Source organism: Streptomyces sp. NPDC050806 (genome assembly GCF_055586425.1).
Genome location: NZ_JBVJIF010000008.1, coordinates 466089 through 492219, shown reverse-complemented (window position 1 = coordinate 492219; position 26131 = coordinate 466089). Strand labels below are relative to the sequence as shown.

Here is a 26131-nt window from a genome sequence, read left to right as displayed (position 1 = left end):
TGGGGGTGGGGGTGGGATTGGCGCCGGCCCCCGACTCGACTCCCTGTGGTTGGGGAGAGGGAGGGGCCCTGCCAGGAATCAGCTAGACCGCCCCCTCCGCCCCCTCCGCCGCCACAATCGCGTCCCGATACGTACGAGCCGCCGCCCGCAAGGCGGTTTCCGGGTCGGTGCCCTCTTCCTGGGCCCGCGCGGCCAGCGCCAGCAGTTCGTAGCCGATGCCCTCGCCCGTGACCGGCACGTCGAGGCCGGCGGTACGGGCCCGGGACGCCAGCTTCGCGGCCAGCGCCAGGGCCGGCTGCCCCAGCGGCACGCCCTCCGTCACGGACTCCCGCTGCTTCTCGGCGGCCTTGGTCCGCAGCCAGTGGGCCCGGACCTCCTCCGGCGTCGCGGCCTCCTCGTCGCCGAAGACGTGCGGGTGCCGGTTGATCAGCTTGTCGACGATGATGCCCGCGACGTCGTCGACGGAGAACGGCTCGTCGGGGTCGTCCTGCGCGATCCGGGAGTGGAAGACGACCTGGAGCAGCACGTCGCCCAGCTCCTCGGCCAGCGCCTCCCGGTCGCCCTCCTCGATCGCCTCGACCAGCTCGTACATCTCCTCCAGGCCGTACTTCGCCAGGTCCTCGTGGGTCCGGACGCCGCTCCACGGGCAGGCGACCCGGATCCGGTCCATGACCTGTACGAGGTCCAGCAGCCGGGCGCCTGGCAGGTCGTACGAACCGGGCAGCAGCTCCAGGTCGGGCATCGCCTCACGCCCCGAACCGGCGAGGCGGGCGAGCCCGTCGGTCAGCGCGCTCTCCCCGGCGGCCGAGGTCAGCACGACGGCCGTGCGCCCGCCGGCCACGCAGTAGTCGACCAGCTCGCGGGCGGTGGGCTCGGCGGTCTCGGCCGCGATGCCCGCCTCGGCGAGGTAGGGCAGCTGCGGGTGGTCGGGGTCGCCGCACAGCACGCGGTCGGCGGTGCGCAGCGTCTGCCACGCGGGCCAGGACAGCAGGCCGGGTGCGACCCGGTGGCTGGTGGTGAGCAGGACCAGGCGGCCGGTGGCGGAAGCGTTCACCCGTCGAACGTAACGCACGGGGGCGGGTGGCCGGGCGGCAGGCCGGACGCCTGCCGCCCGGACGTCACACCTGCTGCTTCTGCTCCGTACGCACCCACGGGGTCTTCGCCTCGCCGAGCATGACCTGGCGGTCGTTCCACTTGCCGAAGCGCGGGTTCACGTCGATGCCGAGGTCACGCGAGCTCTTGGCCAGTTCTTCGGCGAGCTTCTGCTGCCCCTGCGGCGTCTGGCGGTTCACGCCGAGCTTCTTCGCGATCCCGTCCATCAGGATCTGGTTGCGGGCCATGCCGTCGATCTCGCCCGGCGCGATGGCCTGCTGGAGCGACATCGCCTTCAGCCGCTCGGCGCCACCGGCCCGCCGCTCGGCGGTGTTCCGCCACTTCTGTACCTCGGACCGGCTGGCCTCGACGCCGGCGTCCTTCGCGCTGCGTGCCAGCACCCGGTCGAAGATCATGCTGTTGAGCATGGTCACGCTGAGCCGTCCGGTGTTCTGGATCATCTGCGCGCCCTGCGGGGCGCCCTCCTGGGCGGTACGGACGTTCTTCACCCGCGCCTGGAGCTGCGCCACGGTGATCCGCTCGCCTCCGACGACGGCCGCGGCACCGGGGTGCGCGTCGCTGCCGCAGGCGGACAGGAGCGGGGCCGCCACGAACGCGGCGGCGGAAACGGCGAGCGCAGTCCTACGGCGGAGCATTCGGCCTCCCGGCGAAGATCATGAACGCAGCGGGGGGCCTTCAGCACCTCGCGGGCGTATCGGTCCTGGCGTTGATCGATGGTATGGAGTCCGCGCGACACGGACCAGCAATTCGACCAACGATTGCGGCACTTTTGTGTTTCGTACCCCGCGTCCGGCAGGTGTCCCCGCGTACGAGGGCGCTGCGCCCCGACTGCTGCCCCTGTGTACGAGGGACCGTACGAGGGACGCCGCGCCCGGCGTCACCGCCCCGTTCAGCGGACGCGGGCCAGCCACTCCAGGGTGCGGCGTACCTCGGCCGGGAACGCGTGGTGCGCGCCGTGCACCCGCTCCGCGTCGTACAGCAGCCGGGCGAGCGTCTCCTGCGCCGCACCGCGCTCGCCGAGCGCCAGCAGCAGATGGCCGATGGAACGGCGTATCTCCAGCGGGCGTACGGGGTCCTCGGGCGCCGCTTCGAAGTGCGGCAGCAGCGTGCGGTACTCCTCCAGGGCGGCCGCGGCCTCGCCCAGCTGCTCCAGGCACTGGGCGGCCTCGAAACGGAACTGCAGCGCCTGGCGGCCCGCGCGCGGGCCGGAGTCGCGCGCGAACTCCTCGGCCAGCAGCCGTAGTTCCGGCAGTGCGCGGCGGTACTGCCCGTCGTCCATGAGCGTGGCGGCGTACTGCTTGCGCAGGGTACGGACGACCGGCGAGTGCGCGCCGTGCCGTGCGGCCGCGGCCGGCAGGATGCCGCCGAGGATGTCCACGGCCTGGGTGATCCGCCCGTGGTCGAGCAGTCGCTTGACCTCTTCGACGGCGGCGGCGACGTCCACGGTGGCGGCGCCCGGCCCGCCGGACACGGCCGCGGGGGCGGGGACGGAGACGGGTACAGGTACGGGCGCCGGTCCGGAGGTGCGCGGGTCCGTGCCCACGGCCATCGGGGACGGGACGGCGGCGGCAGCGACGACCGGGACGAACGGCGCGGGGACGGCGGTGGCGGGCGGCGCGGGCGGGGCGAGCGGATATGCCTCTGCCGGGGCTTCCTCCGCTGCCGTACGCGGCGCCGGTACGGCTGCGCTCGGCGCCGGTACGGCCGTGACCGCCGTCCGTGCGGCCGTGACCGCCGCCCGGGGAGCGCCCGACGGGCGGCCCGCCCGTCCCGGCCACGGTGCGTGCGGCAGCAGGAAGGGCCGGGTCGGGTCCATGGGCGCGACGGGCAGCGGCAGCCCGCCGGCCCCTTCGCTCCCGGCTACCGCTCCCGCGTCCGCGCCCGCGCGGGGAAGGAGGGGAGCCAGCGCCCGGTACACCTCCTGCGCGTCGGCCGGGCGGTGCTCGGGGTCCTTGGCCAGCAGCCGCAGCACGACCGCCTCCAGCTCCGCCGGGACGTCGGCCCGCAGTTGCCGCACCGGTACCGGCTGTTCGTACAGATGCCGGTGCAGCACGCCGAGCGCCGTGGAACCGGCGAACGGTACGGATCCGCTGAGCAGTTCGTGCAGCAGCACCCCGAGCGCGTACAGGTCGGTGTACGGGCCGACCGTGCCGCCCATGGCCTGCTCGGGCGCCATGTACGCGGGACTGCCGATGGGCGAGCCGGTGTGGGTGAGGCGGGTGGTGTCGGTGTCCAGTGCCGAGGCGATGCCGAGGTCCAGGACGGTGACCGTGCCGTCCGCCTTGACCATGACGTTCCGGGGCTTGAGGTCGCGGTGCACGATCGGTACCGCGTGCACGGACGCCAGCACCGCGCAGAGCTGGGCGGCCACGCACACCGCCCAGGTCCAGGGGTACGGGTCGTGCTCGGCGAGGTGGTCCGCCAGGTCGGCCCCCTCCACGTACTGCATGACCAGGTACAGGTCGTCGCCGTCGCTGCCCGCGTCGTGCACGGTGACCAGGCCCGGGTGGTCGACCTGCGCGGTCACCCGGCACTCGCGCGCGAAGCGGTGGCGCAGCTCCTCGGCGTCCGGGGCGCCGGCCAGCCGGTCGGGGCGGAGCAGTTTGACGCCGACGCGGCGGTCCAGGCGGCGGTCGTAGGCGATCCAGACCTGGCCCATGCCGCCCTGGCCGAGCAGTGCGGAGAGTTCGTACCGCCCGGCGATGACTCTGCCGTTCACGGCCTCCCCTCCTCGTGCGGCCCCTGACCCCCGCGGCCGTCACCCGGGGAGCCGTCGCTCCGCCGGAGGTAGTCGCTCAGCTCGTCCAGTTCGGCCCGCACCTGCTCGATGCGCTGCGGCCTCCCGGGTGCGGCGTACGCCTGCGCTCCGTGCGCCGGAGTTCCGTACGCCTGCGCTCCTTGGGCCGGTGCTCCGTAGGCCTGTGCTCCTTGCGCCTGTCCTCCGTGCGCCGGTGTCCCGTAGGAGGGCACGCCGTACGCGGGTGCCCCGTAGGCGGGGGCGGCGCCGTACCCGGGGGCGCCGTACGGCGGTGTCCCGTGCGGCTGCGTGGTCCGGCTGTGGTCGGGCGGGTACGCCGTGAGGGAACGGGCACGGGCGCGGATGTCGACGACGAGGTAGTACGCCACGGCGCCTGCCATCTGGAGGAGGATCACCGCCATCGCGGCGTCCCCGCGCCAGTCGCTCTCGGGCACCGAGCCGACCACGGCCAGCAGCGGGACGGTGACCACCGCGTCCACGCCGAAGAGCCACCAGGCGACCGGGCTCCGCCGCACCAGCGCGGCGCGCAGCAGCGTCACCCAGGCGAGCATGCCGAGACTGAGCACGGCGACGCCCACGAAGACCACCCGCAGCAGCGCGACCGTGCCCGGCCGGAGGGAGCGGGGCGGTGGCGGAGCCGGGGCTGGGCCGTGCATTGCTGCTCCTGGTCGGTATGGCCGTCGTGGCGGTTTTTTTCGAGCGTATATACCGACACCGACAGTGCCGCCGGGGTTGTACGGGTCCGCATCGCGGTCCGGTCACAACCGCCGCCCGGCCGCCGGACGGAGCCGCCGAGTGCCCGGGGCGCCCGCCCCGAAACCCACCGCGGGCCTCACCCCGGGGGCAGGGAACCGTCCGTCAGACCGTCGTACAGGCCCTGTGTCAGCCGCTCCCCCAGGCGGGCCGAATCCCGCAGCGCTTCCTCGAAGGCGGCGAGCGCCCGGAAGCGTTCGCCGTACGCGCGCTGCTCGGCCGGGGGCAGCCGGGGCAGTTGGAGGCGGCGGACGTCGAGCCGGGTGGCGGTGGAGGCGTAACTGCTGGCCTGGCGGTTGTTGGCGGTGCCGCGCAGGAACCCGGCCAGGAACCACGGGTCCAGCGCGGCCTGGTCGGGCCGCAGCAGGAAGAGGTTCCGGCCGAGCGCCGCGCCTTCGGTGGCGGCGTCGACGACCCGGGCGATGGCTCCGCCGCCCAGCACGGGCACGACGACGTCGCCCGCGCGGAGGAGGACGGGCTCCTCGGGGGCGTCACCGGTGCCCGGTTCGGGGAGGGTGCCGGAGGGCGGCGTGCCGCCGATGACGTCGTGCTCGGTGAGCTGGACGGGGCCCTCGCCCGGCGCCGCGGTGCCGGGTCCGCCGGCCCGCAGCAGCAGCGCACCGGCCCGGGCCAGCTCGCCGACCGTGGTCAGCGGCCAGCGCGCGGGCGCCGCCCGGCCGGCGGGTGCGGGGGCCGGGGCGAGGTCGGTCGTACGGGCGAGGGCCGCGGTCAGCTCCTCGTGCGCCCGGGCCAGTTCGGCGGGGCCGCCGGCCGCGGCGGGCGGCGGGAGGTGCCGGGCGGGGGCGAGGTCGACGTCGTCGTCGAGCAGGTCGATGGCGGCCAGCGAGCGCCGTACGCCCGGCCGTTCCTCGATGCCGCCCTCGTGGTCGAAGGCGCGCCAGGCGTCCAGGACCGTGCCGCGCACCGTTTGCCAGTCGAGCTTGTCGCGGCCGCCCGGGGCCAGTTCGGCGGTGTCCACGACGAGGAGGTGCGGGGCGGGCGGCGGGGCGCTGCCCGGCCGGTGCAGCACCCAGAGGTGCAGCGGGATGCCGTACGGCGGGGCCGCGCCGGCGGGCAGGGCGATGACGGCCCGCAGCGCGCCGCGGCGCAGCAGGTCGGCGCGGATGCGGCGGCCGGAGCGGCGGGAGGCGGCGGCGGGCGGCATGAGCAGGACGGCCGTACCGCCGTCCCGGAGACGGGCCAGCGCGTGCTGGACCCAGGCCAGCTCCGATTCCGTACGGGCGGGGAAGCCGTACTCCCAGCGGGGGTCGTAGGCGAGGGCGTCGTGCCCCCAGTTGCGCTCGTTGAAGGGCGGGTGACTGAGGACGGCGTCGACCGCCAGGTCGGGGAAGGCGTCGGCGCGCAGGGTGTCCGCGGCCTGCACCCGGACCTGGGTCTCCGGTGACTGCAGGGCCAGGCGCAGGGCGGTGAGCGCGGCGAGATCGGCGTCGGCCTCCTGCCCGTACAGCGCGGCGGGCCCCCGCGGCGCCCCGGCTCCGCCGCGGTCCGCTCCGCCCGTACCGGGCGGGGTGTGTCCCTCGCCGAGGGGCGCCGCGTCGTCCGGGCCGTCCCCGGCGGCGGGCTCCCGCAGGGGGTACAGCAGCGTGCCGGTGCCCGCCGCCGGGTCGAGGACGGCCGTGGCGGGGCCGGCCAGCTCGGCCATGAGGGCGGCGAGGCCGGGCGGGGTGAGGGTGTACTGCCGGGGGTTGGCGTCCAGGTGGCGGCCGAGCAGGAACTCGTAGGCGTGCGGCGCGCCTTCGGCCTCCTCGGCCAGCTCCGCCGCCGCCCGCACCAGGGCGCTGGAGGGGGCGAGGGCCTCGCGAGTGAGACCGGTGACGGGGTGGGCGGGGCCGAGCCGGGCGGTCAGGACGGCGTCCAGGGCGGGCGGCAGAAGGCCGGTCAGCTCGGCGTCGTCACCGGCCTTGGCCAGTCCGCGCCAGACGGCGGGGCGGTCGCGTACGAGGAGGAGGACGGCACCGACGTGCCGCAGGGCGGCGGCGGCGCCGGCCGGGTGGCCCGTGACCTGCTGCCACACCCGCTCGCGCAGCGGGACTTCGGCGAGCTTGCCCTGATCGCGCAGCCACTGCTCGACGGCGGTCAGCGCGAAGGCGGGGCTGGCCTCCGTCCCGCCGACCGGTTTGGGGAAGTCGGCGTGGCGGCGGCGCCAGTTGCTGACCGCGGCCCGTCCCACGCCGGCCAGGCGCGCGATGCCCGCAGCGGTCACCTCCGCCGCGACCACGGCTTCCAGCGGGGTCTCCGCCGGGGTCTCCGGTGTTGCGTTGTCCGGCACCTGACTGGCTCCCGTCCCGTCGCTCCGTCGCGCGCTGTGACGCCTGTGTCAGCGAGCATACCCACGACGCCACCGCCAACCCATTCACGCCGTGAATACACACTTTCCCGTGAATCGTGTTGACTCGGTTCACAGCCTCTGGTGTTATTGAGCCATCGCGGTACCTGCTCCACCTTTCTCAGCTTTCTCGGCTTTCTCCGCTCTCTGCGTTTTTCTCCTCTTTCTCCTTCAGGTCGCTTCGCCAGAACCGATCGAGACTCCCGGAAGGGACCCACAGTCATGTCCCAGCAGATGCAGTTCCCGCCCGGCCCGCCGGTTCCGATGGGCGCTCCGGCGCCGCAGACCGCGCGCAACGGCCTGGGCGTCGCAGCCCTCGTGCTCGGCGTGATCGGCGTGCTGTCCGGCCTGATACCGCTGCTGTTCTGGCTCGCCGGCACGCTCGGTCTGCTGGCGCTGATCTTCGGTCTGGTCGGCCGCGGCCGCGTCAAGCGCGGCCAGGCCACCAATAAGGGGGTCGCGCTCGCGGGCCTGCTGCTGGGCATCGCCGCGATGGTGGTGGCGGTGATCGGCGCGGTGATCACCTTCACCGCGGTCAAGGGTGCGGTGGACGATATCAACAAGTCGCTGGAGTCGTCGGCGCAGCCGAAGACCGGCACGACGGGCGAGGACGCCGCCGACACCGAGGGCGGTGCGAGCGGTTCGGGGAGCGAGGCGCTGCACGCCGGTGACACCGCCGAGTACGACAGCGGGCTGAGCGTCACGGTCTCCAAGGCCACGTCGTACAGCCCCGACGACTTCGCCGTCGGCCACAAGGGCAGCAACAAGGCCTACAAGATCACCGTGCAGCTGGAGAACAAGGGCAAGGAGAAGTTCGACAGCACGCTGACCCTGGTCGAGGCGCGGGCCGGCGAGGACGGCAAGAACGCCGAGCAGATATTCGACGGCTCGGTGGGCAAGGGCTTCACCGGCAAGATCCTGCCGGGCAAGTCCGCCTCCGTGGAGTTCGCCTTCGACGCCCCGGCCACCGCGAAGAACCTCGACGTCGAGGTGGCGCCGGGCCTGGAGCTGGACGCCGCCCAGTGGGAGCTGAAGCTGTAACCCCCGGAGCAGTTCCGCGACGGGGCCCGGCCACCACGGCCGGGCCCCGGTGCATTCCCGGGAAAGGAGGACGCTACTTCGCGTGGAAGCGGGGCGGGGCCGCGGTGGGGTTGCCGCCGGCGGGGAGCTTCTCGGCCGGGCAGGTGCGCAGGACCTTGCCCATCGCCGCCTTCTCCGCCCGGGTGACCCACAGGCCGTACTTCTTCTTCACCGCGACCTGGTGGGCGACGTAGTCGCAGCGGTAGCTCTTGTCGGCCGGGAGCCAGGTGGCCGCGTCGCCGTCGCTCTTCTGCCGGTTGGCGGAGGCACCGACGGCGATGAGGTTCAGCGGATCGTTGGCCAACGCGATGCGCTTGGCGGCCGGCCACTGACCGGCGCCCTTCTGCCAGGCGTCCGACAGCGCCACCACATGGTCGATGTCGACCAGGCTGTCGCCGCGCCGGAAGAACACCCGCTGCCCCGTGTACGGATCCTTCGTCAGCTCGCCCGAGGCCACCTTGCAGTGCCCGTCCTGGAAACGCACCCGCGTCAGGTCGCGCTTGAGGATGTCCTCTCGCGTCGGGCAGCCGTTGCTGTCGGTGTCGGCCCAGGCGGTACCGAACCGCTCCCGCTCGTAGCCGGTCTTCGGGGCGCGGCCCTTGACCGTCAGCGAGCCGAGCCCCGACAGCGCGCTGCCCGGTTCGCCGGTCGCCGAGGGAACGTCCGGGCTTCCCCGTCCGTCTCCCTGGGGGGAGCCGCCCGGCGGGGTGCAGCCGGCCAGGGCGAGCGTCGCGGCCAGGGCGGCAGCGGGGAGCGCGGCGCGGCGCAGGGGAAGCGCGGACCGTATCAAGGGGGCGTCCAATCTTCGGTTGAGGCAGGGCGGGCGGCGGAGCGCGGCGGCGCGTGCCGTCACCGGGTGACCGTACGTCGGCCATCCCGTACGACGGGCCGTCCGACGTGTAGGACGAGCCGTCCGATTCGAAGGTTTCGAGTACCTTTTCGGAAGTCGACAGAGTAGGGATCCGCATGGAAACGGCCGCAGCCACCGCGGCGGGCGACGCCGGCGCCCGGACCCCGGCCGCGGCCGAAGAGCGCCCCGGGCACGGGCCGGGCCGCCTTCGCGGCGCGGCCACCGCGCTCCGCGCCCCGCGCCTGGACCCGTACTGGACGGCCGTCGTCCTCTTCGCCCTGTTCACCACGCTGTCCGTGCAGCGCTACCGCACCCTGGGCACGATCTCCTGGGACCTCGGGATATTCGAGCAGGTCATACGGTCCTACGCGCATCTGCAGGCGCCGGTCGCGGACCTCAAGGGGCCGGGCGCGAACATCCTCGGGGACCACTTCAGCCCGGTCCTCGCCCTGCTCGCCCCGCTCTACCGGCTGCTCCCCTCCCCCGTCACGCTGCTCACGGCGCAGGCCGCGCTCTTCGCGCTGTCCGCCGTCCCCGTCACCCGGTGCGCGGGCCGGCTGCTCGGCCGTCGCGCCGGACTGGCGATCGGCGCGGCGTACGGACTGTCCTGGGGGCTCCAGCGCGCCGTCGACTTCGACTTCCACGAGATCGCGTTCGCGCTGCCGATGATCGCCTTCGCGCTGGAGGCGGTGGTGCGCGGGCGGTGGACCGCGGCGGCCTGCTGGGCGGCACCGCTGGTCCTGGTCAAGGAGGACCTGGGGGTGACCGCTGCGGCCATCGGCGTGATCATCATGATCCGGGCGCGGCGGGCGGTGCCCGCGGGCATCGCGCTGGCCGTCTTCGGGCTCGCCGCCACCGCCCTCACCCTCGGCGTGATCATCCCGGCGTTCAACGGCGCCGGCTCGTACGACTACTGGAGCAAGCTCAGCGGCGACGGCGGCCCGGCCCCCGTCATCCCCTTCGACACGGCCGTCCGCACGCTGCTGTGGACCCTGCTGCCCACCACCGGCCTGCTGGCGCTGCGTTCACCGCTGCTGCTCGCCGCCGTGCCGACGCTCGGCTGGCGGTTCGTCTCGCACGACGACCACTACTGGGGCACCGACTGGCACTACAGCGCCGTCCTGATGCCGGTGGTCTTCCTGGCGCTGATCGACGCGCTGCCCCGGTTCCGTGCGAGCGGCCGTCCCTGGCTGCGCGGTTACGCCGCGCACCTGCCGGCCGCGGCGGCGGCCGCCGCGCTCGCGCTGACCACGTCGCTGCCGCTGGCCCGGCTCACCGAAGCGGCCACGTACCGCGTGCCGGACTCCGTCGCCCAGGCCGAGGCGCTGCTCGCCCGCGTCCCCGACGGCGCGACCGTCGAGGCCGACGTCCGGCCCATCAGCCGCCTCACCGGCCGTACGACGGTGTACTGGATAGGGGACACCCGCGGCATAGCCCCGGACTACGTCGCGGTCCAGCTCCGCGACGGGCGGACCACGCCGCAGGCCGCCACGGAGGCCGCCGACCGCCACCCGGGCACGGTCTACGTACCGGACGGCGAGGCGGGCGGCCTGACCCTCCTCAAGCGGGCCGGGAAGGACTGAGCGATGGCGGGCCCCGGTCCCGCCACGCGCCCCCGGCCCCGGCACCGTCAAGACCCCAGGACCGGTATCTATGACCCCAAGGCCGACGTCTACGACCCCAAGGTCGACATCTACGACCCCATGACCGACGTCTACGACCCCAATGCCAGCGTCTACGACCCCAGGATCGACGTCAGGAACTCCCCGACCCACGACAGCAGTTCGCGGCCGACCACCGGCTTGCCGCCGATCTTGCCGGTGGTCGGGCGGGGCACCAGGACCTGGTGGGTGGCCGGCTTGATGACCGTACGCGGGTACAGCCGCTTCAGCCGCAGCTCCTGGGACTCGCGCAGCTCGACCGGGCCGAAGCGGACGTTGGAGCCCTGGAGGGTGATGTCGGTGACGCCGCAGGCCCGGGCGAGCATCCGCAGGCCCGCGACGAGCAGGAGGTTCTCCACCGGCTCCGGCAGCTTGCCGTAACGGTCGGTCAGCTCCTCGCGGACGGCCTTGATGTCCTCCTCGGAGTTGGCGGAGGCGATCGCGCGGTACGCCTGGAGGCGCAGCCGCTCGCCGGGCGCGTAGTCGTGCGGGACGTGCGCGTCGACCGGCAGCTCGATCTTGACCTCCAGCGGCGGCTCCTCCTCCACGCCGCCCTCCAGGGAGGCGCGGTAGTCCGCGACGGCCTCGCCGACCATGCGGACGTACAGGTCGAAGCCGACGCCCGCGATGTGGCCCGACTGCTCGCCGCCGAGGAGGTTGCCCGCGCCGCGGATCTCCAGGTCCTTCATCGCGACGTACATGCCGGCGCCCATCTCCGTGTGCTGGGCGATGGTGGCCAGGCGCTCGTGCGCGGTCTCGGTGAGCGGCTTCTCCGGCGGGTAGAGGAAGTAGGCGTAGCCGCGCTCCCGGCCACGGCCGACCCGGCCGCGCAGCTGGTGCAGCTGGGAGAGGCCGAAGTTGTCGCCGCGTTCGACGATCAGGGTGTTGGCGTTGGAGATGTCGATGCCGGACTCGACGATGGTCGTGGCGACCAGCACGTCGGACTTCTTCTCCCAGAAGTCGACCACGACCTGTTCGAGGGCCGACTCCGACATCTGTCCGTGGGCCGTGGCGATGCGCGCCTCGGGGACGATCTCACGCAGCCGGGCGGCCGCGCGGTCGATGGACTCCACACGGTTGTGGATGTAGAAGACCTGGCCCTCGCGGAGCAGTTCGCGGCGGATGGCGGCGCCGATCTGCTTCTCCTCGTACGGCCCGACGAAGGTGAGGACGGGGTGCCGCTCCTCGGGCGGGGTGGTGATCGTGGACATCTCGCGGATGCCCGTCACGGCCATTTCGAGGGTACGGGGGATGGGGGTCGCTGACATGGTCAGCACGTCGACGTTGGCGCGGAGCTTCTTCAGCTGCTCCTTGTGCTCGACGCCGAAGCGCTGCTCCTCGTCGACGATGACCAGGCCCAGGTCCTTGAACTTGGTCTCGGAGGAGAACAGGCGGTGGGTGCCGATGACGATGTCGACGGAGCCGTCCTTGAGCCCTTCGAGAGTGGCCTTGGACTCGGTCTCGGTCTGGAAGCGGGAGAGGGCACGGACGTTCACGGGGAACTGGCCGTAGCGCTCGGTGAAGGTGCCGAAGTGCTGCTGCACGAGCAGCGTGGTCGGCACGAGCACGGCGACCTGCTTGCCGTCCTGGACCGCCTTGAAGGCCGCGCGGACCGCGATCTCGGTCTTGCCGTAGCCGACGTCGCCGCAGATCAGCCGGTCCATCGGGACCGTCTTCTCCATGTCCTCCTTGACCTCGGCGATGGTGGTGAGCTGGTCGGGCGTCTCCGCGTAGGGGAACGCGTCCTCCAGCTCGCGCTGCCAGGGGGTGTCCGAGCCGAAGGCGTGCCCTGGCGCCGCCATCCGCGCCGAGTAGAGCTTGATCAGGTCGGCGGCGATCTCCTTGACGGCCTTCTTCGCGCGCGCCTTGGTCTTGGTCCAGTCGGCGCCGCCGAGGCGGTGCAGCGTCGGGGCCTCGCCGCCGACGTACTTGGTGACCTGCTCCAGCTGGTCGGTGGGGATGTAGAGGCGGTCGCCGGGCTGGCCGCGCTTGGCGGGCGCGTACTCCACGAGGAGGTACTCGCGGGTGGCGCCCTGGACCGTGCGCTGGATCATCTCGATGTACCGGCCCACGCCGTGCTGTTCGTGGACGATGTAGTCGCCCGCTTCGAGGGTGAGCGGGTCGATGGTCTTGCGGCGCCGGGCCGGCATCCGCGTGGCGTCCTTGCCGGCCGCCTTCTGGCCCGAGAGGTCGGTCTCGGTGAGCACCGCGAGCTTCAGCTGCGGATCGACGAAGCCGTTGTCGACCGAACCGCAGGAGACGTGCACGACGGACGGGGAGATCTCCGCCAGTTCCGGGTCCAGCCGGGCGGCGATGCCCTCGCCGCCGAGCACCTCGACCGTACGCGCCGCGGGACCGTGGCCCTCGGTGAGGTAGACCGTGCGCCAGCCGTCGGCCAGCCACTGCTTGGTGTCGGCCAGCGCGCGCTGGGTGTCGCCTCTGTACGTCTCGGGGGCGTGCATGCCGAGCTTGAGGGTGTCGCCGTCGTCGGCCCCCGCCTCGTCGGCGGCGAACTGGGAGACCGACCACCACATCATGCCCAGCTCGCGGGCGCGGTCGCGGACGTCGGCGATGCCCCACAGGGAGGCCGCGTCCACATCGATCGGCGCCTCTCCCCCGCCGGCCGTCGCGGCCCAGGACGCCTGGAGGAACTCCTGGCTGGTGGCGACCAGGTCGGCGGCGCGCGTACGGACCCGCTCGGGGTCGCAGACCACGGTCATGGCGCCGGCCGGGAGGACGTCCAGCAGCAGCTCCATGTCGTCGACGAGGACCGGGGCGAGGGACTCCATGCCCTCGACCGCGATGCCCTCGGCGATCTTGCCGAGCAGTTCGCCCAGCTCGGGGTGGTCCTCGGCGAGGGCCGCCGCGCGCTCCCGTACGGAGTCGGTGAGCAGCAGCTCGCGGCAGGGCGGCGCCCACAGGCCGTGCTCGGCGATCTCCAGGGAGCGCTGGTCGGCGACCTTGAAGTAACGGATCTCCTCGACGTCGTCGCCCCAGAACTCGACCCGCAGGGGGTGTTCCTCGGTGGGCGGGAAGACGTCCAGGATGCCGCCGCGTACCGCGAACTCGCCGCGCTTCTCGACCAGTTCGACGCGGGCGTACGCGGCGGCCGCGAGCCCGTCGACGATCTCGCCGAGGTCGGCGGTCTGCCCCGTGCGCAGCGCGACGGGCTCCAGCTCGCCCAGCCCCTTGACCTGCGGCTGCAGTACGGAACGGACGGGCGCCACGACGACGGAGACGGGACCGGCCGCCGGGTCGTCCTTGCTCGGGTGGGTCAGGCGGCGCAGCACGGCGAGGCGGCGGCCGACCGTGTCCGAGCGGGGCGAGAGGCGTTCGTGCGGCAGGGTCTCCCAGGACGGGTACTCCACGACGCCGTCGGCGGGCAGCACGGAGCGCAGCGCGGCCGCCAGGTCCTCGGCCTCCCGGCCGGTCGCGGTGACCGCGAGCACCGGGCGCCGCGCATCGCGGGCCAGCGCGGCGACGGCGAACGGGCGGGCGGCCGGCGGGCCGACCAGGTCCACATGGCGGCGGTGCCCGTCGACGGCCGCCTCGACCGCTTCGGCCAGCGCCGGGTCCCGTACGACGGCGTCGAGCAGTCCTGTCAGGCTCATGAAAAGGCTTCCGTCCCAGGGAGTCGGACAACGCGAACGACCGGCCGCTTCCTTACCGCGGGCTGGGCGCGACGCACGGGCCGTACGTGACGCCGGCAGCCGGTGCGCGGTGAGCGGGCCGGGGTTTCCCAGGGTACGCCCGCCCGCCGACAGCCACCGGTCGTACCGGCCGCCGGCGCCTGTCCGCCCCGGCCCGCCTCTTTCCGCCGTCGCCCGCTCCGGTGCGCGGGCCGTCTCGTTGCACGAGAAGCACCGTTCCGCAATCCGGGCCCGCGTGGAATGGTGTCCCGTACACGGATACGGCGGAGGGGGCACGGTGAGCGGGACCGGTGGAGGCGGCACGGTGAGCGGGGCCGGCGGACGTACGGACCCGGAGCGGACCGCGGCGGCAGCACCGGAGACGGCGGGGACGGACGGCGCGGCACCGAAGGCAGCCGGCACGGCACCGAAGGCGGCCGATACGGCGCGGGCGGCCGGCGGGCCCGGGGGCGCCACCACCCGGCGCGGTCCCGTCGTCGCGGCCCTGATGCTCGGCATGGCGCTCGCCGCGCTGGACTCCACCATCATCGCCACCGCCGTCCCCCAGATCGTCGGGGACCTCGGCGGCTTCTCGGTCTTCTCCTGGCTCTTCTCCGGCTACCTGCTGGCCGTCACCGTCACCCTGCCCGTGTACGGCAAGCTCTCGGACACCTTCGGCCGCAAGCCCGTCCTCGTCACCGGCATCGTGATCTTCCTCGCCGGATCGCTGCTGTGCGCGGGCGCCTGGAACATGGCCTCCCTGATCGCCTTCCGCGTCCTGCAGGGCCTCGGCGGCGGCGCGCTCCAGGGCACCGTGCAGACCATCGCCGCCGACCTGTATCCGATGAAGGAGCGGCCCCGGATCCAGGCCAGGCTCTCCACCGTCTGGGCCACCTCCTCCGTGGCCGGGCCCGCGCTCGGCGGCCTCCTCGCGGCGTACGCGGACTGGCGCTGGATCTTCCTCGTCAACCTGCCGGTCGGCGCGGTCGCCCTCTGGCTCGTGCTGCGCCACTTCTTCGAGGACAGGAGGGACTTTGAAAACAGGAGGGGCCCGGAGAGCAACAAGAAGGGCTTTCGGGGCAGAAGGGGCGGCGAGGGCGCCGGCGACCGGTCCCGATCCGCCCGGCCGGTCATCGACTGGCCCGGCGCGCTGGCCATCTTCGCCTGCGGCGGGCTGCTGCTGACCGCGCTCGTCCAGGGCGGCGTCGCCTGGCCCTGGTTCTCCACGCCCTCGCTGCTCCTGCTGGGCGGCAGCGCCCTGTGCGCGGCCGCCACCGTGCTCATCGAACGCCGCGCCGCCGAGCCGATCATCCCCGGCTGGGTCTGGCGCCGCCGCACCATCTCCACCGTCAACCTCGCGCTCGGCGCCCTCGGCCTGCTGATGGTCGCCCCGACCGTCTTCCTGCCCACCTACGCGCAGGCGGTGCTCGGCCTCGGCCCGATCGCGGCCGGCTTCGTGCTGTCCACCATGACCATGAGCTGGCCGATAGCCGCCGCGCTCAGCAGCCACGTCTACAACCGCTTCGGCATCCGCACCTGCGCGCTGATCGGCATGACCGCGAGCACGCTGGTCCTGCTGGCCTTCCCGCAGCTGCCCTACCCGGGCGCGGCCTGGCAGCCGGCGCTGCTCTCGCTCGCGCTGGGCGCCACCCTCGGCCTCTTCCAGCTGCCACTGATCATCGGCGTGCAGTCCTCCGTCGGGTACGCCGAACGGGGCACCGCCACCGCCTCGATCCTCTTCTGCCGCCAGGTCGGCCAGTCCGTCGGGGCCGCGCTCTTCGGGGCCGTCGCCAACGCCACCCTCGCCGGGCGACTCGCGGACGCGCCCGCCGGCCTCCGCGCCGGGCTGCCGGACGGCCTGGACGCGGTGTCCCGCGCCCTCGAACACGCGGGCGCGCTCACCGACCGCGCCGCCGACTACCTGCGCCGCGCCGTGGACGTCACCGTCGAGCACGTCTACTACGGCGCGGCGATCGCCGGACTCCTGGCGCTGGTCGCGCTGCTCTTCGCACCGCGCCGCTTCCCCGTGCACGCGGACGCACGGGACGGCGACATACGCGACGGCGACGTACGCGACGGCGTGGAGACCGCGCCCGCCAAGAAGAGCTGACGGGCCGCCGGCTCCGGGGAGAGCGGCCTCAGCCCTCCGTGCGCGGCAGCTCGGTTTCGAGCGTGTCCTCCTCGTCCGGGTCCACGCCACGCTTGGCGGGCGCCTCTTCGGAGCCGGCGACGGCGGCCGCCTCGGGGGCGGCCTCCACGCTGCCTTCGTACGCGGGCGCTTCTTCGTACACGGGCGCTTCTTCGTACACGGGGGCCTCCTCGTCCGCGGGCTCCGCCCGGTACGTGTGCGGCTTCTCGTGCGTGGCCCCTTCTTCGTACGAGTCGTGCGTGGCCCCCTCTTCGTACGACTCGTGCGAGGGTCCCTCTTCGTACGACGCCGCGCCGTACGAGGTCTCCGCGTCGTATGTGGTCTCCGCGCCGTGCGACGTCTCAGCGTCGTACGAGGTCTCCGCTTCGTACGAGGCTTCTCGCGTCGCCTCTTGGCCGGCGTTCTCGGCCGTGTCGTGCCGCGCGGCCGGTGCCTCTTCGGTGTGCTCGCGCACGGCCTCGGCGCTGTCCGCCGTCACGTCGTACACATGGCCGGAATCCTGTGCGTCCGCCGTGCCGCCGGCGTCCGGCTCCGGCTCGGCCGCGTCCGGGTCCTTGCCCATGAGGGTGGCCAGGCTGCTGCGTACGTGTGCCATGTGGGAGCGCAGTTCCTCACGCCGCTCCTCGTGCTCGCGCAGCGTCCGCTCCGTGGCGCGTTCGACGCGGGCGGCCTCGGCCTCGGCCCGCGCGATCAGATCGGCGCTGCGGGCCGCGGCCTCCTCGTCGATCTCGCGCGCGGTCTCCTCCATCTTGGCGTAGTAGCGCTGCACCTCCACGATGCGCGCCTCGCCGCGCTCCTCCAGGACCGCGACCCGCTGATCCATGGCCGCGTCCTGCTCGGCCAGCTGCTGCTCGGCCGCCGCCCACTTGTCGGCCAGGCTCTTCTCCTGGTCCTCCAGCACCTCGGCGGTGCGCCGGCGCATCTCGCGCAGCGACTCCTGGGCCTCCTGGCGCAGCTCCTCGGCCTCGTCGGTGGCCTCCGCGACCGCCGTACCGGCCTCGGCCTCGGCCTCCTCCACGGCCCGCACCGCGGCGTCCTCGGTCTCCCGGTGCAGTTCGAGCGCGTAGGTGTCGGCGGCGTCGCCCTGCTCCCGCGCGTACTCCGCCGCCTCGTCCCGCAGCCGCTCGGCGGTCGACGCCGCCTCGGTGCGCAGCCGCTCCGCCTCGGACTCCGTCGTGGTCAGGATCAGCCGTGCCTGCTCACTCAGGGATTCGTAGGTCTGGGGCGGCATCTGGGCGAGGTACTCGCGCAGCCGCTCCAGCTCCGCGGTCATCTCGTTGGCCAGCACGGTGAGGCGGGCCGCCCGTTCCCAGCAGGAGTCGCGGTCCACCGAGAGCCCTTCGACCCTGCGGTCCACGTCCTCCGGACGGTAGCCACGCCCTCGTACGACCTCGAACCCGTGAGGCGACACCGATGCACTCATCCCTCAAAGCCCCTCTCCGACAGTGACGTGGTCCGGCGCACATCTTTGTTGATCCGTCCGAAGCACCCATAACGCGACACTCCGCACCTATCCCTGCCCAAGGATGCGTCACTTTTCGGCAGAAGTCGGAATCGGCTCGTCGGCGCGCACGGCACGGAAGAGCCGCCGGGCCCTCTCCTCGTCCCACACGAGCACGTCCCCCGCGCCCGCGATCTGCTCGCCCGGGCCGGTCACCGGCACCGTCACGGCCTTCCCCGAGCCGTCCGCCACCTGTTTCATCGACAGTCCCATCTGCGTCAGGTCCACCACGCCCGTACGGTCGTCCACCCGCAGTGCGGCCAGTGCCGCGTCGAGCGCCGGCACCACCCGGAAGGGGTTCAGCAGCACCCCGGGGCCGAGCATCCGCGCCGACACCGCGCTGATCAGTGCCCGCTGCCGCTGCACGCGTCCCAGATCGCCCCGTGGATCGCTGTAACGGGCCCGTACGTACGCCAGCGCCCGCACGCCGTTCATGTGCGAGCAGCCCGCCGGGAAGTCCGCGCCCGACTTCTCGTCCTTCAACGGCGCGTCCAGGCACAGCCGGACCCCGCCGAGCGCGTCCACGACCTGGACCAGGCCGAGGAAGTCGACCTCGGCGTAGTGGTCGACGCGCAGGCCCGTGGCCTGCTCGACGGTGCGCGAGAGCAGCTTCGCGCCGCCGATCCCGTACGCCGCGTTGATCTTGTTCTTGCCGTGCCCCGGGACCGTGACATAGCTGTCCCGCGGCAGGCTCACCAGATACGGCCCGCTGTCCCCGTAGTGCAGCAGCATCACCGTATCGGTGTTGCGCCCCGCGTCATGGCCCACGTGCAGCTCCTGCTGCTGCCCGGGGGACAGATCGCGCCGACTGTCGGAACCGACCAGCAGCCAGTTCGTGCCCTTGCCGGAGGACGGCCGCCCCGAGTAGCCGCTCACCGCGTCCATCTGGCGCAGCTGTCCGCCCGCCCAGAAGAACAACGCGACCGCCAGCGCGAGGGCCAGCAGCACCACCACCGTCACCAGCAGCGCGATCCGCCGCGGCCAGGACCGCTTACGGCGGCGCCGCCCGCGCCCGCCGCGGTACAGCGTCGACGAGCTCGGCTGCGGCAGCGACGGAGGGGCCATACCGGCATGATCGTGGCGCCCGACCCGCCTCGCAGGTCGAGCGCCACGTATGACACGTCGTCACCGCCGTACGGGGGACGCTCCCCCGCGGCGGGACCGGGCCGTACCGCCTACAGCAGGCCGTCCCACATCTGCTCCAGCAGGACCGACCACCAGCTCTCGGGCGAGCCGAGCGCCGCCGGGTCCAGCGCCGCCAGCTGCACCTGGAAGTCCGTGGTCCAGCGGCCCGCCTGCTCCGCATTCAGCCCGTACCGCAGCCGCCACATCCGGCCCAGCATCGCCAGGCAGCGCACGAACTCGGGCAGCCCGGTGTTCACGAACTGCGGCGTCGCCGCCTGCCCGCCGGGGCCGGCCTCCAGCGGCACCGCCACGATGTGCGCCGTGCCGTACTGGACGCACAGCTGACGGCCGAAGTCCGTGCCCATCACCAGGTACGAGCCCGCGTCCGGAGCCGGCTGCACGCCCCGCTCCTGAGCCAGCTCCGCCAGTGTCGGCACCGGACGGCCCGGCTGCGCCTGCCCCCAGAAGAACGGGCCGAAATCGACCGGCACACCGGCCCACACCAGGGTCTGCGCCACGACGTCGGGCACGCCCTGCCGGGAGACCGCCCGCTGGTCGAAGCGGAACACCCCCTGCGGCCCGAACGCCTGCTCCAGCTCCTGGCCGATCGCCTGCGGCGGCGCCGGCGGCGCGGGCTGGATCTGCGACGGGTGCGGCAGCGGCACCCGCACCGGAGCCGGGCGGGCCGGGCCGTCCGCCACCTGGTGCAGCTCGCCCTGGTGCTCGACCAGATGACGTACGCCCTGCTGACGCGAGGCGTGGTCGTGGCCGTACGCGGCGGTGTTGCTGATCCGCACCTGCGGCCAGGTCTCCCGGATCATCCGGGCGCAGTAACCACCCGGCAGATCGCAGGACTCCAGCTCGGTGTGGAGCTCCAGCACCTGCTGCGGCGGCACGTTCAGGCCGCGCAGCTCGTGCAGGATCTGCCACTCCGGGTGCGGCGTACCGGGCGCCGAACGCCGGATGATCTGCTGCTCGGAGCCGTCGGGCGCGCGGTACCGCAGCACGGCCATGTAGCCGGGGCCGACGGTCGGCTGACCGGTCGGCGCCTGCGGATAGCCGTACGCGCCGGGCCCGGCGGGCGCACCGGGGTGCTGCCCCATGGGCGGCGCGGGCGGCGGCGCACCGGGACCTGCGGGCGGCGGCGCACCGGGACCGGGCGGGGGCGTACCGGGGCTCGCCAGCATGGTGGCCGCCGCGTGCACGCCCCCACCGGGCGCGCCGGGAGCGGCCGGAACGGCCGGCGGCGCATGGGGAGCCGGGGGCGGCGGCGGAGGCGTACCGGGGCCCGCCGCGCCGGGCGTACCGGGCGGCGAGGGAGGCGGCGGCGTACCGCCACCGGTCCGGCCGGCCCCGGAGTTGCCGGGCAGCGACGCACCGTCGGCCAGCATCGTGGCGGCCGCGTGCACGCCCCCACCCGGAGCGCCGGGCGCGCCGGGGGCACCGGGAGTGCCGGGAGCACCCGGAGTGCCGGGCGCGCCCGGAGGCGGCGTCTGCGAACCGTCCGCCGCGTCCGGGGCGCCGGCGGGTCCCGCCGCATTCGGGTCCAGCTGGGACACCAGCTGCGTCGGCACGTATCCGCCCGCCGGGCCACCGGGCGGCGCCGACGGCGGCGTACCGGGGTCGTGCGGGGTGATCTCGGCCTTGTCGGTCGCCTCGTCCGCGATCTCGGCGGGCGACGGCCGACCGGCCCCGGGAACACCGGGAGGCGGCGGCGTACCGGGCGCCGGGGGCGGCGGCGTACCAGGGGCAGCAGGCGGCTGCGCACCGGGAGCAGCGGACGGCGGCGTACCAGGGGCGGCGGACGGAGGCGTACCGGGAGCAGCGGACGGCGGCATACCGGGGGCAGCGGGCGGCTGCGCACTCGTGCCCGGTGCCGGGGCCGCCCCGGGGGGCGGCGGGAGGTGCGTCACGGGCGGGCCGGACGGGGGCGGCAGCTCCGAGAGCACCGGGCCGGCTCCGGGAGCGGCGGCATGCGGGTCCTCGATGGCGGGCGCGACCGCGGTGGGCGGCAGGTTGCTGCCGCCCGGCAGCAGTTCGGTCTTGGCGTCCGGGCGCACCGAGGGCCGGTCCGACTTCGCGGCCGCGCCCTCCTCCATGTCCAGCTGCGGCGCGAACACGGTTGCGGGCAGCCCCACCGACCGGTCGTCGGCGTCGTCGTCCGCGGTGATGTCCGTGCCCTCCCAGGAAGGCGCGGCGGGCGCGCCGGAAGCCGGCGCGACGGACTCCTCCGGGCCCCGCTCCGCCGCCGTCACCGGCTGCGGCTCCGCCGCGACGGGAGGCGCGGGCGGCGCGGCGGGCGCGGCCGGCGGCTGAGCGGGCGGCGGCACGGCAGCGGCGGCCGACGGCTCGGCGGCCGGTCCCGCGAACGGCTCGGCAGGCGACGCGGCGGCGGGCGGCTCGGCATGCGGCGGCTCGGCATGCGGCGTCACAGCCGACGGCTCAGCGGCAGACGGCTCGACAGGCGGCGCCGCAGCCGGCGGTTCAAAGGCAGGCTCAGCAGCAGAGAACTCAGCAGCAGCCGGCTCGGCAACCGGCTCGGCGGCAGGCTCGGCCCCGGACGGCTGTGCGGCCGACTGCGTCCCCCGTGCCCCCTGTGTCCCCGCCGGCTCCGACCCCGACCGCCGGTCCGGGATGCCGATCGCGTCCGCCGCCTCCTGCAGCCACTCCGGCGGCGTCAGCAGGAACGACGTCTGCTCCAGATCGATGCGCTGCGGCGGCACCTCGGGCGCCGGCGCGGCGTCCGGCACCGCACCGTACTCCTCCTCGTACCGGCGGATCACCTCACCCACCGGCAGCCCCGGCCACAGCGTCGTCTCACCGCTGTCCCGGGCGATCACCAGCCGCTGCCGGCCGCCGTCCCCGGCCGGGCCGCCCTCGCGGTCCTCCGCCCAGGCCACAAAGCCCAGATCGAACTCCCGTACCCGCACCTCACGCTGCTGGTACGCCGGCACCTCGCCGTTGACCCAGCGCTCCGCACGCTCCTGCGCCTGCGCGAACGTCACCATCGCGCCTCACCCCTCCACCGGAACGGCGTGCGCGAAGCCGCCGTCCACCATCAGGTTCGCCACGGTCTCCAGCTCCGGCGGATTGCCCGCGAGGCGCTCCAGGAACTCGTCGAAGTCCGCACCGCACGGCAACAGCAGCCGCTCCACCCGCTCCTGGACCGTCCAGCCGTCCCGGTCCCGCGCGTCGTCGTACGCGCAGAACCACACCGACCCGACCGCGTCCCCCTTCACCTTCACGGCGATCACGCCGCCCTGGACGAACCCGACGCCCAGATAGTCCTTCGTGAAGTGGTCCCGCAGACACTTGTTCACATAGACCAGATCGTTCACGGCCGCGTCGTCCCGCACCGTGAAGAACGGCTGGTCCACCAGCAGTCCCAGCTCCGGATCGAGCGCGGCACCCACGGGCGCGCACCCGCCCGCCGCCTTCAGGAACGCCCGGTACGCGCCCGGAAGCCGGTACCCCAGCGCCTCCTCGGCCTGCAGCACCGCGTCCTCGGTCACGGACACGTCGCGGTACGGCAGTCCGAAGTGCGCGGGCCGCGTCTCCTGCAAGGGCCGCGTGCCGCGCTTCTCGTGGTCCACCGCCGCCGTCGCCAGCCCGCCGTGGTGCCGCAGCAGCGCCTTCACCTCGACCGGCACCAGCTGCAGCCGCCGGGTGCCCGCCACGTGGTGCCACGTCCAGCCGTGCGGCGTCGCCACCGACGGCACGTCCTCCCACAGCTCATGGCCCTCCGCGTGCAGCGCGGCATTGGCCGACACGAAGTCCGTGAGCCGCAACTCGTCGACCCCGAAACCGTCCGGCGGCTCGGCGATCTCCGCCGCCGCCCGCGCGTACGGCGAGAAGTCCGGGAACCCGTTCCCGTCCATCCGCACGCCCCTCGGGAAGCGCGCCGCCCGTACCGGGTCCGGGAAGTGCACGACCTGCCCGGCGTAGGCCGTGTTCGGTGGCGCGGCATGTCCCCCAGCCTGGCGGCTGGGCGGTACCCCCAGCCCACTGAATGGACCTGTCGTCATGGCGGATGCCCCCTGGCTGGAACTGGCTACTGCCGCACAGCCTAAGCGGTACGGCAACCCCCGCCCCCGCCCCCGGCCACCCCCGGCGACCGGCCACCGGGCACCCGTCGGCCGTCCGCGGCAAGCCCGCACACCCGTACTGGCACACCCCCGACCGGCCGACTGTCACGGACCGGTGACAAGGACTGTCACCGACCAGTGACACCCGCACGGCAAGCCCGACTTCCGCAACACCCAGCGCGTTTGGCAGGCTGACCCCCGCAGACGGGGGGATGCAGGGAGGGAAAGCACCGCATGAGCACAACCGCACAGTCCACAGCACAGTCCACCGAGCGGACCGCAGAAGAGCACACCGCACCGACGCCGGCGCACCCCGCCGGCGATCCCCGCATCGGCTGGAGCAGCACCGCCGACCACGACGGACCGCCCACACTCCGGCACCGCCGCGACGGCATCCTCCCCACCGTCGCCGCCGCCCTGTCCGTCCGCGGCGAGACCCTCACCTGCACCGCGAGCAAGTCCGAACAGCCGCCCACGCTCCACCCGCTCGTCCAGGACTTCCTCGACACCCTCAGCACCGCACAGCGCGAGCGCTTCACCGGCCGCTGCCCCGAAGCCGTCCTGCTCTCCCGGCACCTCACCGCCGTCGAGGCCAACCGCTCCAAACGCCAGTCCAAAAAACCCCTCACCAACGGCGAGGCCCGCCGCTCCCTGAAGCACTCCAAACTCACCGCCCGCCACATCCGCGAGGACGGCGACCCCCAGCACGGCCACTACGCGGCACCCTGCCGCTCCTGCGACGCGCTCCTCGCCTTCTTCGGCGTCATGCCCGTCGGCTTCGCCTCGGCAGGGAGCTGAACCGCACCATGACCCCCTCCACCCCCGCCACCACGGCGTACGACCGCGCCGCCGGCGACACCACACGCTTCCCCGTCGCCGTCGACGCCGCCCTGCACGAAGCCGGCTGGCAGCCCGGCCGCTGGGACATCAAGCAGGCCGAACGCTGGGCCGACGCCCTCCGCGAGCACACCTCGCCAGGCGGCCACCGGCACACCGTCTTCCCCGCCGCCGTCGAAGCCTGGGCCGAATTCGGCACCCTGCGCATCAGCGCACCCGGCCCCGGCCGGCACATCGCGCCCACCCCCTTCGAGATCGACCCGCTGTACGGCATCCACCTCGCCCGCACACTGGGCGACCTCGGCCGCGCACTGGACACCCAGGTCGCCCCCCTCGGCCGCGAGGCCGACAGCCAGGCCACCCTCGCCATCGACGCCCAGGGCCGCGTCTACAGCCTCGACCACACCGGCGACTGGTACCTCGGCCACGACCTCGACCAGGCCCTCGGCACCCTCGTCCTCGGCAGCCGCCCCACCCGCCTGACGGTCGCCACGGACTGACCCGGAACACCTGGACCGGCCCGAAGCACCTGGACCGGCCCCGGGGCACCTGGACCGGCCCGAAACACGTGCCGGCCTCGGAACACCTGAACGGACCCGGAACACCTGGACCGGCCCGGGGACAGGCGCCCGCGCCACGCCCTACGGACCTGCCGCCGCAGCGGGGCGAGGCCCTCTCCCGTCACGGCTGCGGCGCCTCGCCCGCGGGGAGCACCGCCGACACCCGGAAACCACCCGCGTCCGTCGGGCCCGAGACGAACACCCCGCCCAGGCCGGTCACCCGCTCACGCATCCCCACCAGACCATTGCCCCCGCTCGGCAGGCCCGCGTCCGCCGCACCACGCGCCGAAGGACCGTTCTCCACCTGCACCGCGACCTCCCCCTCACGATGCGCCAGCCGCACCCGCACCGCCGCCCCCGGCGCGTGCTTGTGCACGTTCGTCAACGCCTCCTGCACCACACGGAACGCCGCCTGCTCCACCCCCGGCCCGTACACCCCCGGCTCCCCGTCCAACGACAGCTCCACCACCGTGCCCGCGGCGCGCGACTGATCCACCAGCGCCGCCACCTCCGCCAGCGACGGCCCCTCCCCCTCGCCCTCCGCCGGCCCGGACGCCCCGCGGCCCGCCTCGGCCCGCCCCCGCACCGCACCCGGCGCACCGCCCGCGGCCGCCCCACCGGCCCCGGCGCCCGCCGGCCCCGCGGACTCCGGCATCCGCGGCACCCGCGACACCTTCGACGCCACCGCCACCAGCCGCTCCGGCTCGTCCGACACCCGCGCCGACGCCGCCGCGCCCTCCCCCGTACGCAGCACCCCCAGCATCTCCCGCAGTTCCGTCAGCGCTTGCCGGCCCATGTCCCCCACCAGACCCGCGTTCCGCGACGCCTTCTCAGGATCCTTCAGCGCCACCGCCTGCAACGCCGCCGCGTGCACCACCATCAGACTCACCCGGTGCGCCACCACGTCGTGCATCTCGCGCGCGATCCGCGTCCGCTCCTCATTGCGCGCCCACTCCGCGCGCTCCTCGGCGCGCTCCGCGAGCAGCATCAGCTCCCGCTCCAGGCCGTCCGCGCGCTCCCGCAGGCTCTCCACCAGCCGGCGCCGCGCCCCCACATACAGCCCCAGCAGCACCGGCGGTGCCGTCAGAACCAGACCCAGCGCCACCGACGACAGCGGCACGAACCACCACGGCGGGTCGAAGTCCTCCTGCGACGCCACGTCCTGCGCCATGTTCAGGCTCGTGATGATCAGCGTGCCGACGACGGACATCCCCGCCAGCAGCACCGTGAACCGCCGCGGCACGTCCGACGCCGCCAGCGTGTACAGACCCACGACCGTCAACAGTCCGCCCAGCTCCGCCGGGGACACCGCGATCGAGACCAGTACGACGACAATCGGCCACTTGCGGCGCACCAGCAGCACCGGGCCGACCAGCAGTCCGAGCACGATTCCCGCCGCCATCGGCAGCCGGGACTCCTGCGCGAACTGCACCCCCTCGAAGACGCACTCCACCGTCGAGGCGACCGCCAGGAACACGTCCAGCACAGCGGCACGGCGGCGTTCCCACCACCACGGCCCGCTGTGCGGTGCGCCCCTGACGCCCCCGGCGTCCCTTACCCCCGTCGTGGTCATACCGCCCACCCTACGGGCGCCCGCCACCGTTTTCCGGCCACGGCCACCACCCTGCAGCACGCCCGTTACGGGCCAGTACCTGCGACTTTCCCCCGAAGCGACGAATCACC

The 26131-nt window shown here is 74.0% G+C and carries 17 protein-coding genes; 5 read left to right on the top strand and 12 right to left on the bottom strand.

The features are described 5' to 3' along the window. Nucleotides 1–82 precede the first annotated feature (82 nt). The 5 genes from ACZ6WH_RS26995 to ACZ6WH_RS26975 form a co-directional block, all read right to left on the bottom strand. Nucleotides 83–1054, bottom strand: coding sequence for a nucleoside triphosphate pyrophosphohydrolase (locus ACZ6WH_RS26995; protein WP_469731293.1), 972 nt, complete (start codon nucleotides 1052–1054; stop codon nucleotides 83–85). 64 nt (nucleotides 1055–1118) lie between these two features. Further along, complete coding sequence (locus ACZ6WH_RS26990) at nucleotides 1119–1748, bottom strand: SurA N-terminal domain-containing protein (RefSeq protein ID WP_432855444.1); 630 nt, start codon at nucleotides 1746–1748, stop codon at nucleotides 1119–1121. A gap of 254 nt (nucleotides 1749–2002) precedes the next feature. After that, nucleotides 2003–3832, bottom strand: a complete 1830-nt coding sequence (locus tag ACZ6WH_RS26985) for a protein kinase domain-containing protein (RefSeq protein WP_469731292.1) — start codon at nucleotides 3830–3832, stop codon at nucleotides 2003–2005. Next, nucleotides 3829–4527 (bottom strand): hypothetical protein, encoded by a 699-nt coding sequence (locus ACZ6WH_RS26980; RefSeq protein WP_469731290.1) that lies wholly within the window; start codon nucleotides 4525–4527, stop codon nucleotides 3829–3831. The genes ACZ6WH_RS26985 and ACZ6WH_RS26980 overlap by 4 nt, the downstream gene beginning before the upstream one ends. A 176-nt stretch (nucleotides 4528–4703) precedes the next feature. Next, on the bottom strand, nucleotides 4704–6914 hold the full coding sequence (locus ACZ6WH_RS26975; protein WP_469731288.1) for an N-6 DNA methylase: 2211 nt from the start codon (nucleotides 6912–6914) through the stop codon (nucleotides 4704–4706). A gap of 279 nt (nucleotides 6915–7193) precedes the next feature. Between ACZ6WH_RS26975 and ACZ6WH_RS26970 the strand changes: the two genes are divergently transcribed. After that, nucleotides 7194–8012, top strand: coding sequence for a DUF4190 domain-containing protein (locus ACZ6WH_RS26970; RefSeq protein ID WP_469731286.1), 819 nt, complete (start codon nucleotides 7194–7196; stop codon nucleotides 8010–8012). A 73-nt stretch (nucleotides 8013–8085) separates the two neighbouring features. Here the strand turns inward: ACZ6WH_RS26970 and ACZ6WH_RS26965 are convergent, their stop codons facing one another. Beyond that, nucleotides 8086–8820 (bottom strand): HNH endonuclease family protein, encoded by a 735-nt coding sequence (locus ACZ6WH_RS26965; RefSeq protein WP_432864411.1) that lies wholly within the window; start codon nucleotides 8818–8820, stop codon nucleotides 8086–8088. 197 nt (nucleotides 8821–9017) lie between these two features. On the opposite strand from ACZ6WH_RS26965, the gene ACZ6WH_RS26960 reads away from it, so the two are divergent. Further along, the gene (locus ACZ6WH_RS26960; RefSeq protein ID WP_469731285.1) at nucleotides 9018–10484 is read left to right on the top strand and encodes a DUF2079 domain-containing protein; all 1467 of its coding nucleotides are present in this window, start codon (nucleotides 9018–9020) and stop codon (nucleotides 10482–10484) included. Nucleotides 10485–10636: 152 nt separating this feature from the next. On the opposite strand, the gene mfd is transcribed toward ACZ6WH_RS26960, so the two are convergent. Beyond that, entirely contained in the window at nucleotides 10637–14173 is a 3537-nt protein-coding gene (gene mfd / locus ACZ6WH_RS26955) for a transcription-repair coupling factor (RefSeq protein WP_469731283.1), read from the bottom strand. Between the two features lie 343 nt (nucleotides 14174–14516). On the opposite strand from mfd, the gene ACZ6WH_RS26950 reads away from it, so the two are divergent. After that, the gene (locus ACZ6WH_RS26950) at nucleotides 14517–16301 is read left to right on the top strand and encodes an MFS transporter (protein WP_469731408.1); all 1785 of its coding nucleotides are present in this window, start codon (nucleotides 14517–14519) and stop codon (nucleotides 16299–16301) included. Between the two features lie 28 nt (nucleotides 16302–16329). Here ACZ6WH_RS26950 and ACZ6WH_RS26945 read toward each other — a convergent pair whose 3' ends face one another. The 4 genes from ACZ6WH_RS26945 to ACZ6WH_RS26930 all read right to left on the bottom strand — a co-directional run bounded on the left by ACZ6WH_RS26945 (nucleotide 16330) and on the right by ACZ6WH_RS26930 (nucleotide 22991). Then, nucleotides 16330–17697: a cellulose-binding protein gene (locus tag ACZ6WH_RS26945; protein WP_469731281.1), complete on the bottom strand. Its 1368-nt coding sequence runs from the start codon at nucleotides 17695–17697 to the stop codon at nucleotides 16330–16332. A 174-nt stretch (nucleotides 17698–17871) separates the two neighbouring features. Further along, on the bottom strand, nucleotides 17872–18807 hold the full coding sequence (locus tag ACZ6WH_RS26940) for an LCP family protein (protein ID WP_469731406.1): 936 nt from the start codon (nucleotides 18805–18807) through the stop codon (nucleotides 17872–17874). Nucleotides 18808–19016: 209 nt separating this feature from the next. Beyond that, on the bottom strand, nucleotides 19017–21974 hold the full coding sequence (locus tag ACZ6WH_RS26935) for an SUKH-4 family immunity protein (RefSeq protein WP_469731279.1): 2958 nt from the start codon (nucleotides 21972–21974) through the stop codon (nucleotides 19017–19019). A gap of 6 nt (nucleotides 21975–21980) precedes the next feature. Continuing rightward, entirely contained in the window at nucleotides 21981–22991 is a 1011-nt protein-coding gene (locus tag ACZ6WH_RS26930; RefSeq protein WP_469731277.1) for an SMI1/KNR4 family protein, read from the bottom strand. Between the two features lie 294 nt (nucleotides 22992–23285). Between ACZ6WH_RS26930 and ACZ6WH_RS26925 the strand changes: the two genes are divergently transcribed. Both ACZ6WH_RS26925 and ACZ6WH_RS26920 read left to right on the top strand, forming a co-directional pair. Beyond that, entirely contained in the window at nucleotides 23286–23849 is a 564-nt protein-coding gene (locus ACZ6WH_RS26925; RefSeq protein WP_469731275.1) for a YwqJ-related putative deaminase, read from the top strand. 8 nt (nucleotides 23850–23857) lie between these two features. After that, on the top strand, nucleotides 23858–24388 hold the full coding sequence (locus ACZ6WH_RS26920; protein WP_362213162.1) for an SUKH-3 domain-containing protein: 531 nt from the start codon (nucleotides 23858–23860) through the stop codon (nucleotides 24386–24388). Between the two features lie 181 nt (nucleotides 24389–24569). Here ACZ6WH_RS26920 and ACZ6WH_RS26915 read toward each other — a convergent pair whose 3' ends face one another. Beyond that, nucleotides 24570–26021 carry a sensor histidine kinase gene (locus tag ACZ6WH_RS26915; RefSeq protein WP_469731272.1) on the bottom strand — a complete coding sequence of 484 codons (1452 nt, stop codon included), beginning with the start codon at nucleotides 26019–26021 and terminating at the stop codon, nucleotides 24570–24572. Nucleotides 26022–26131 lie beyond the last annotated feature (110 nt).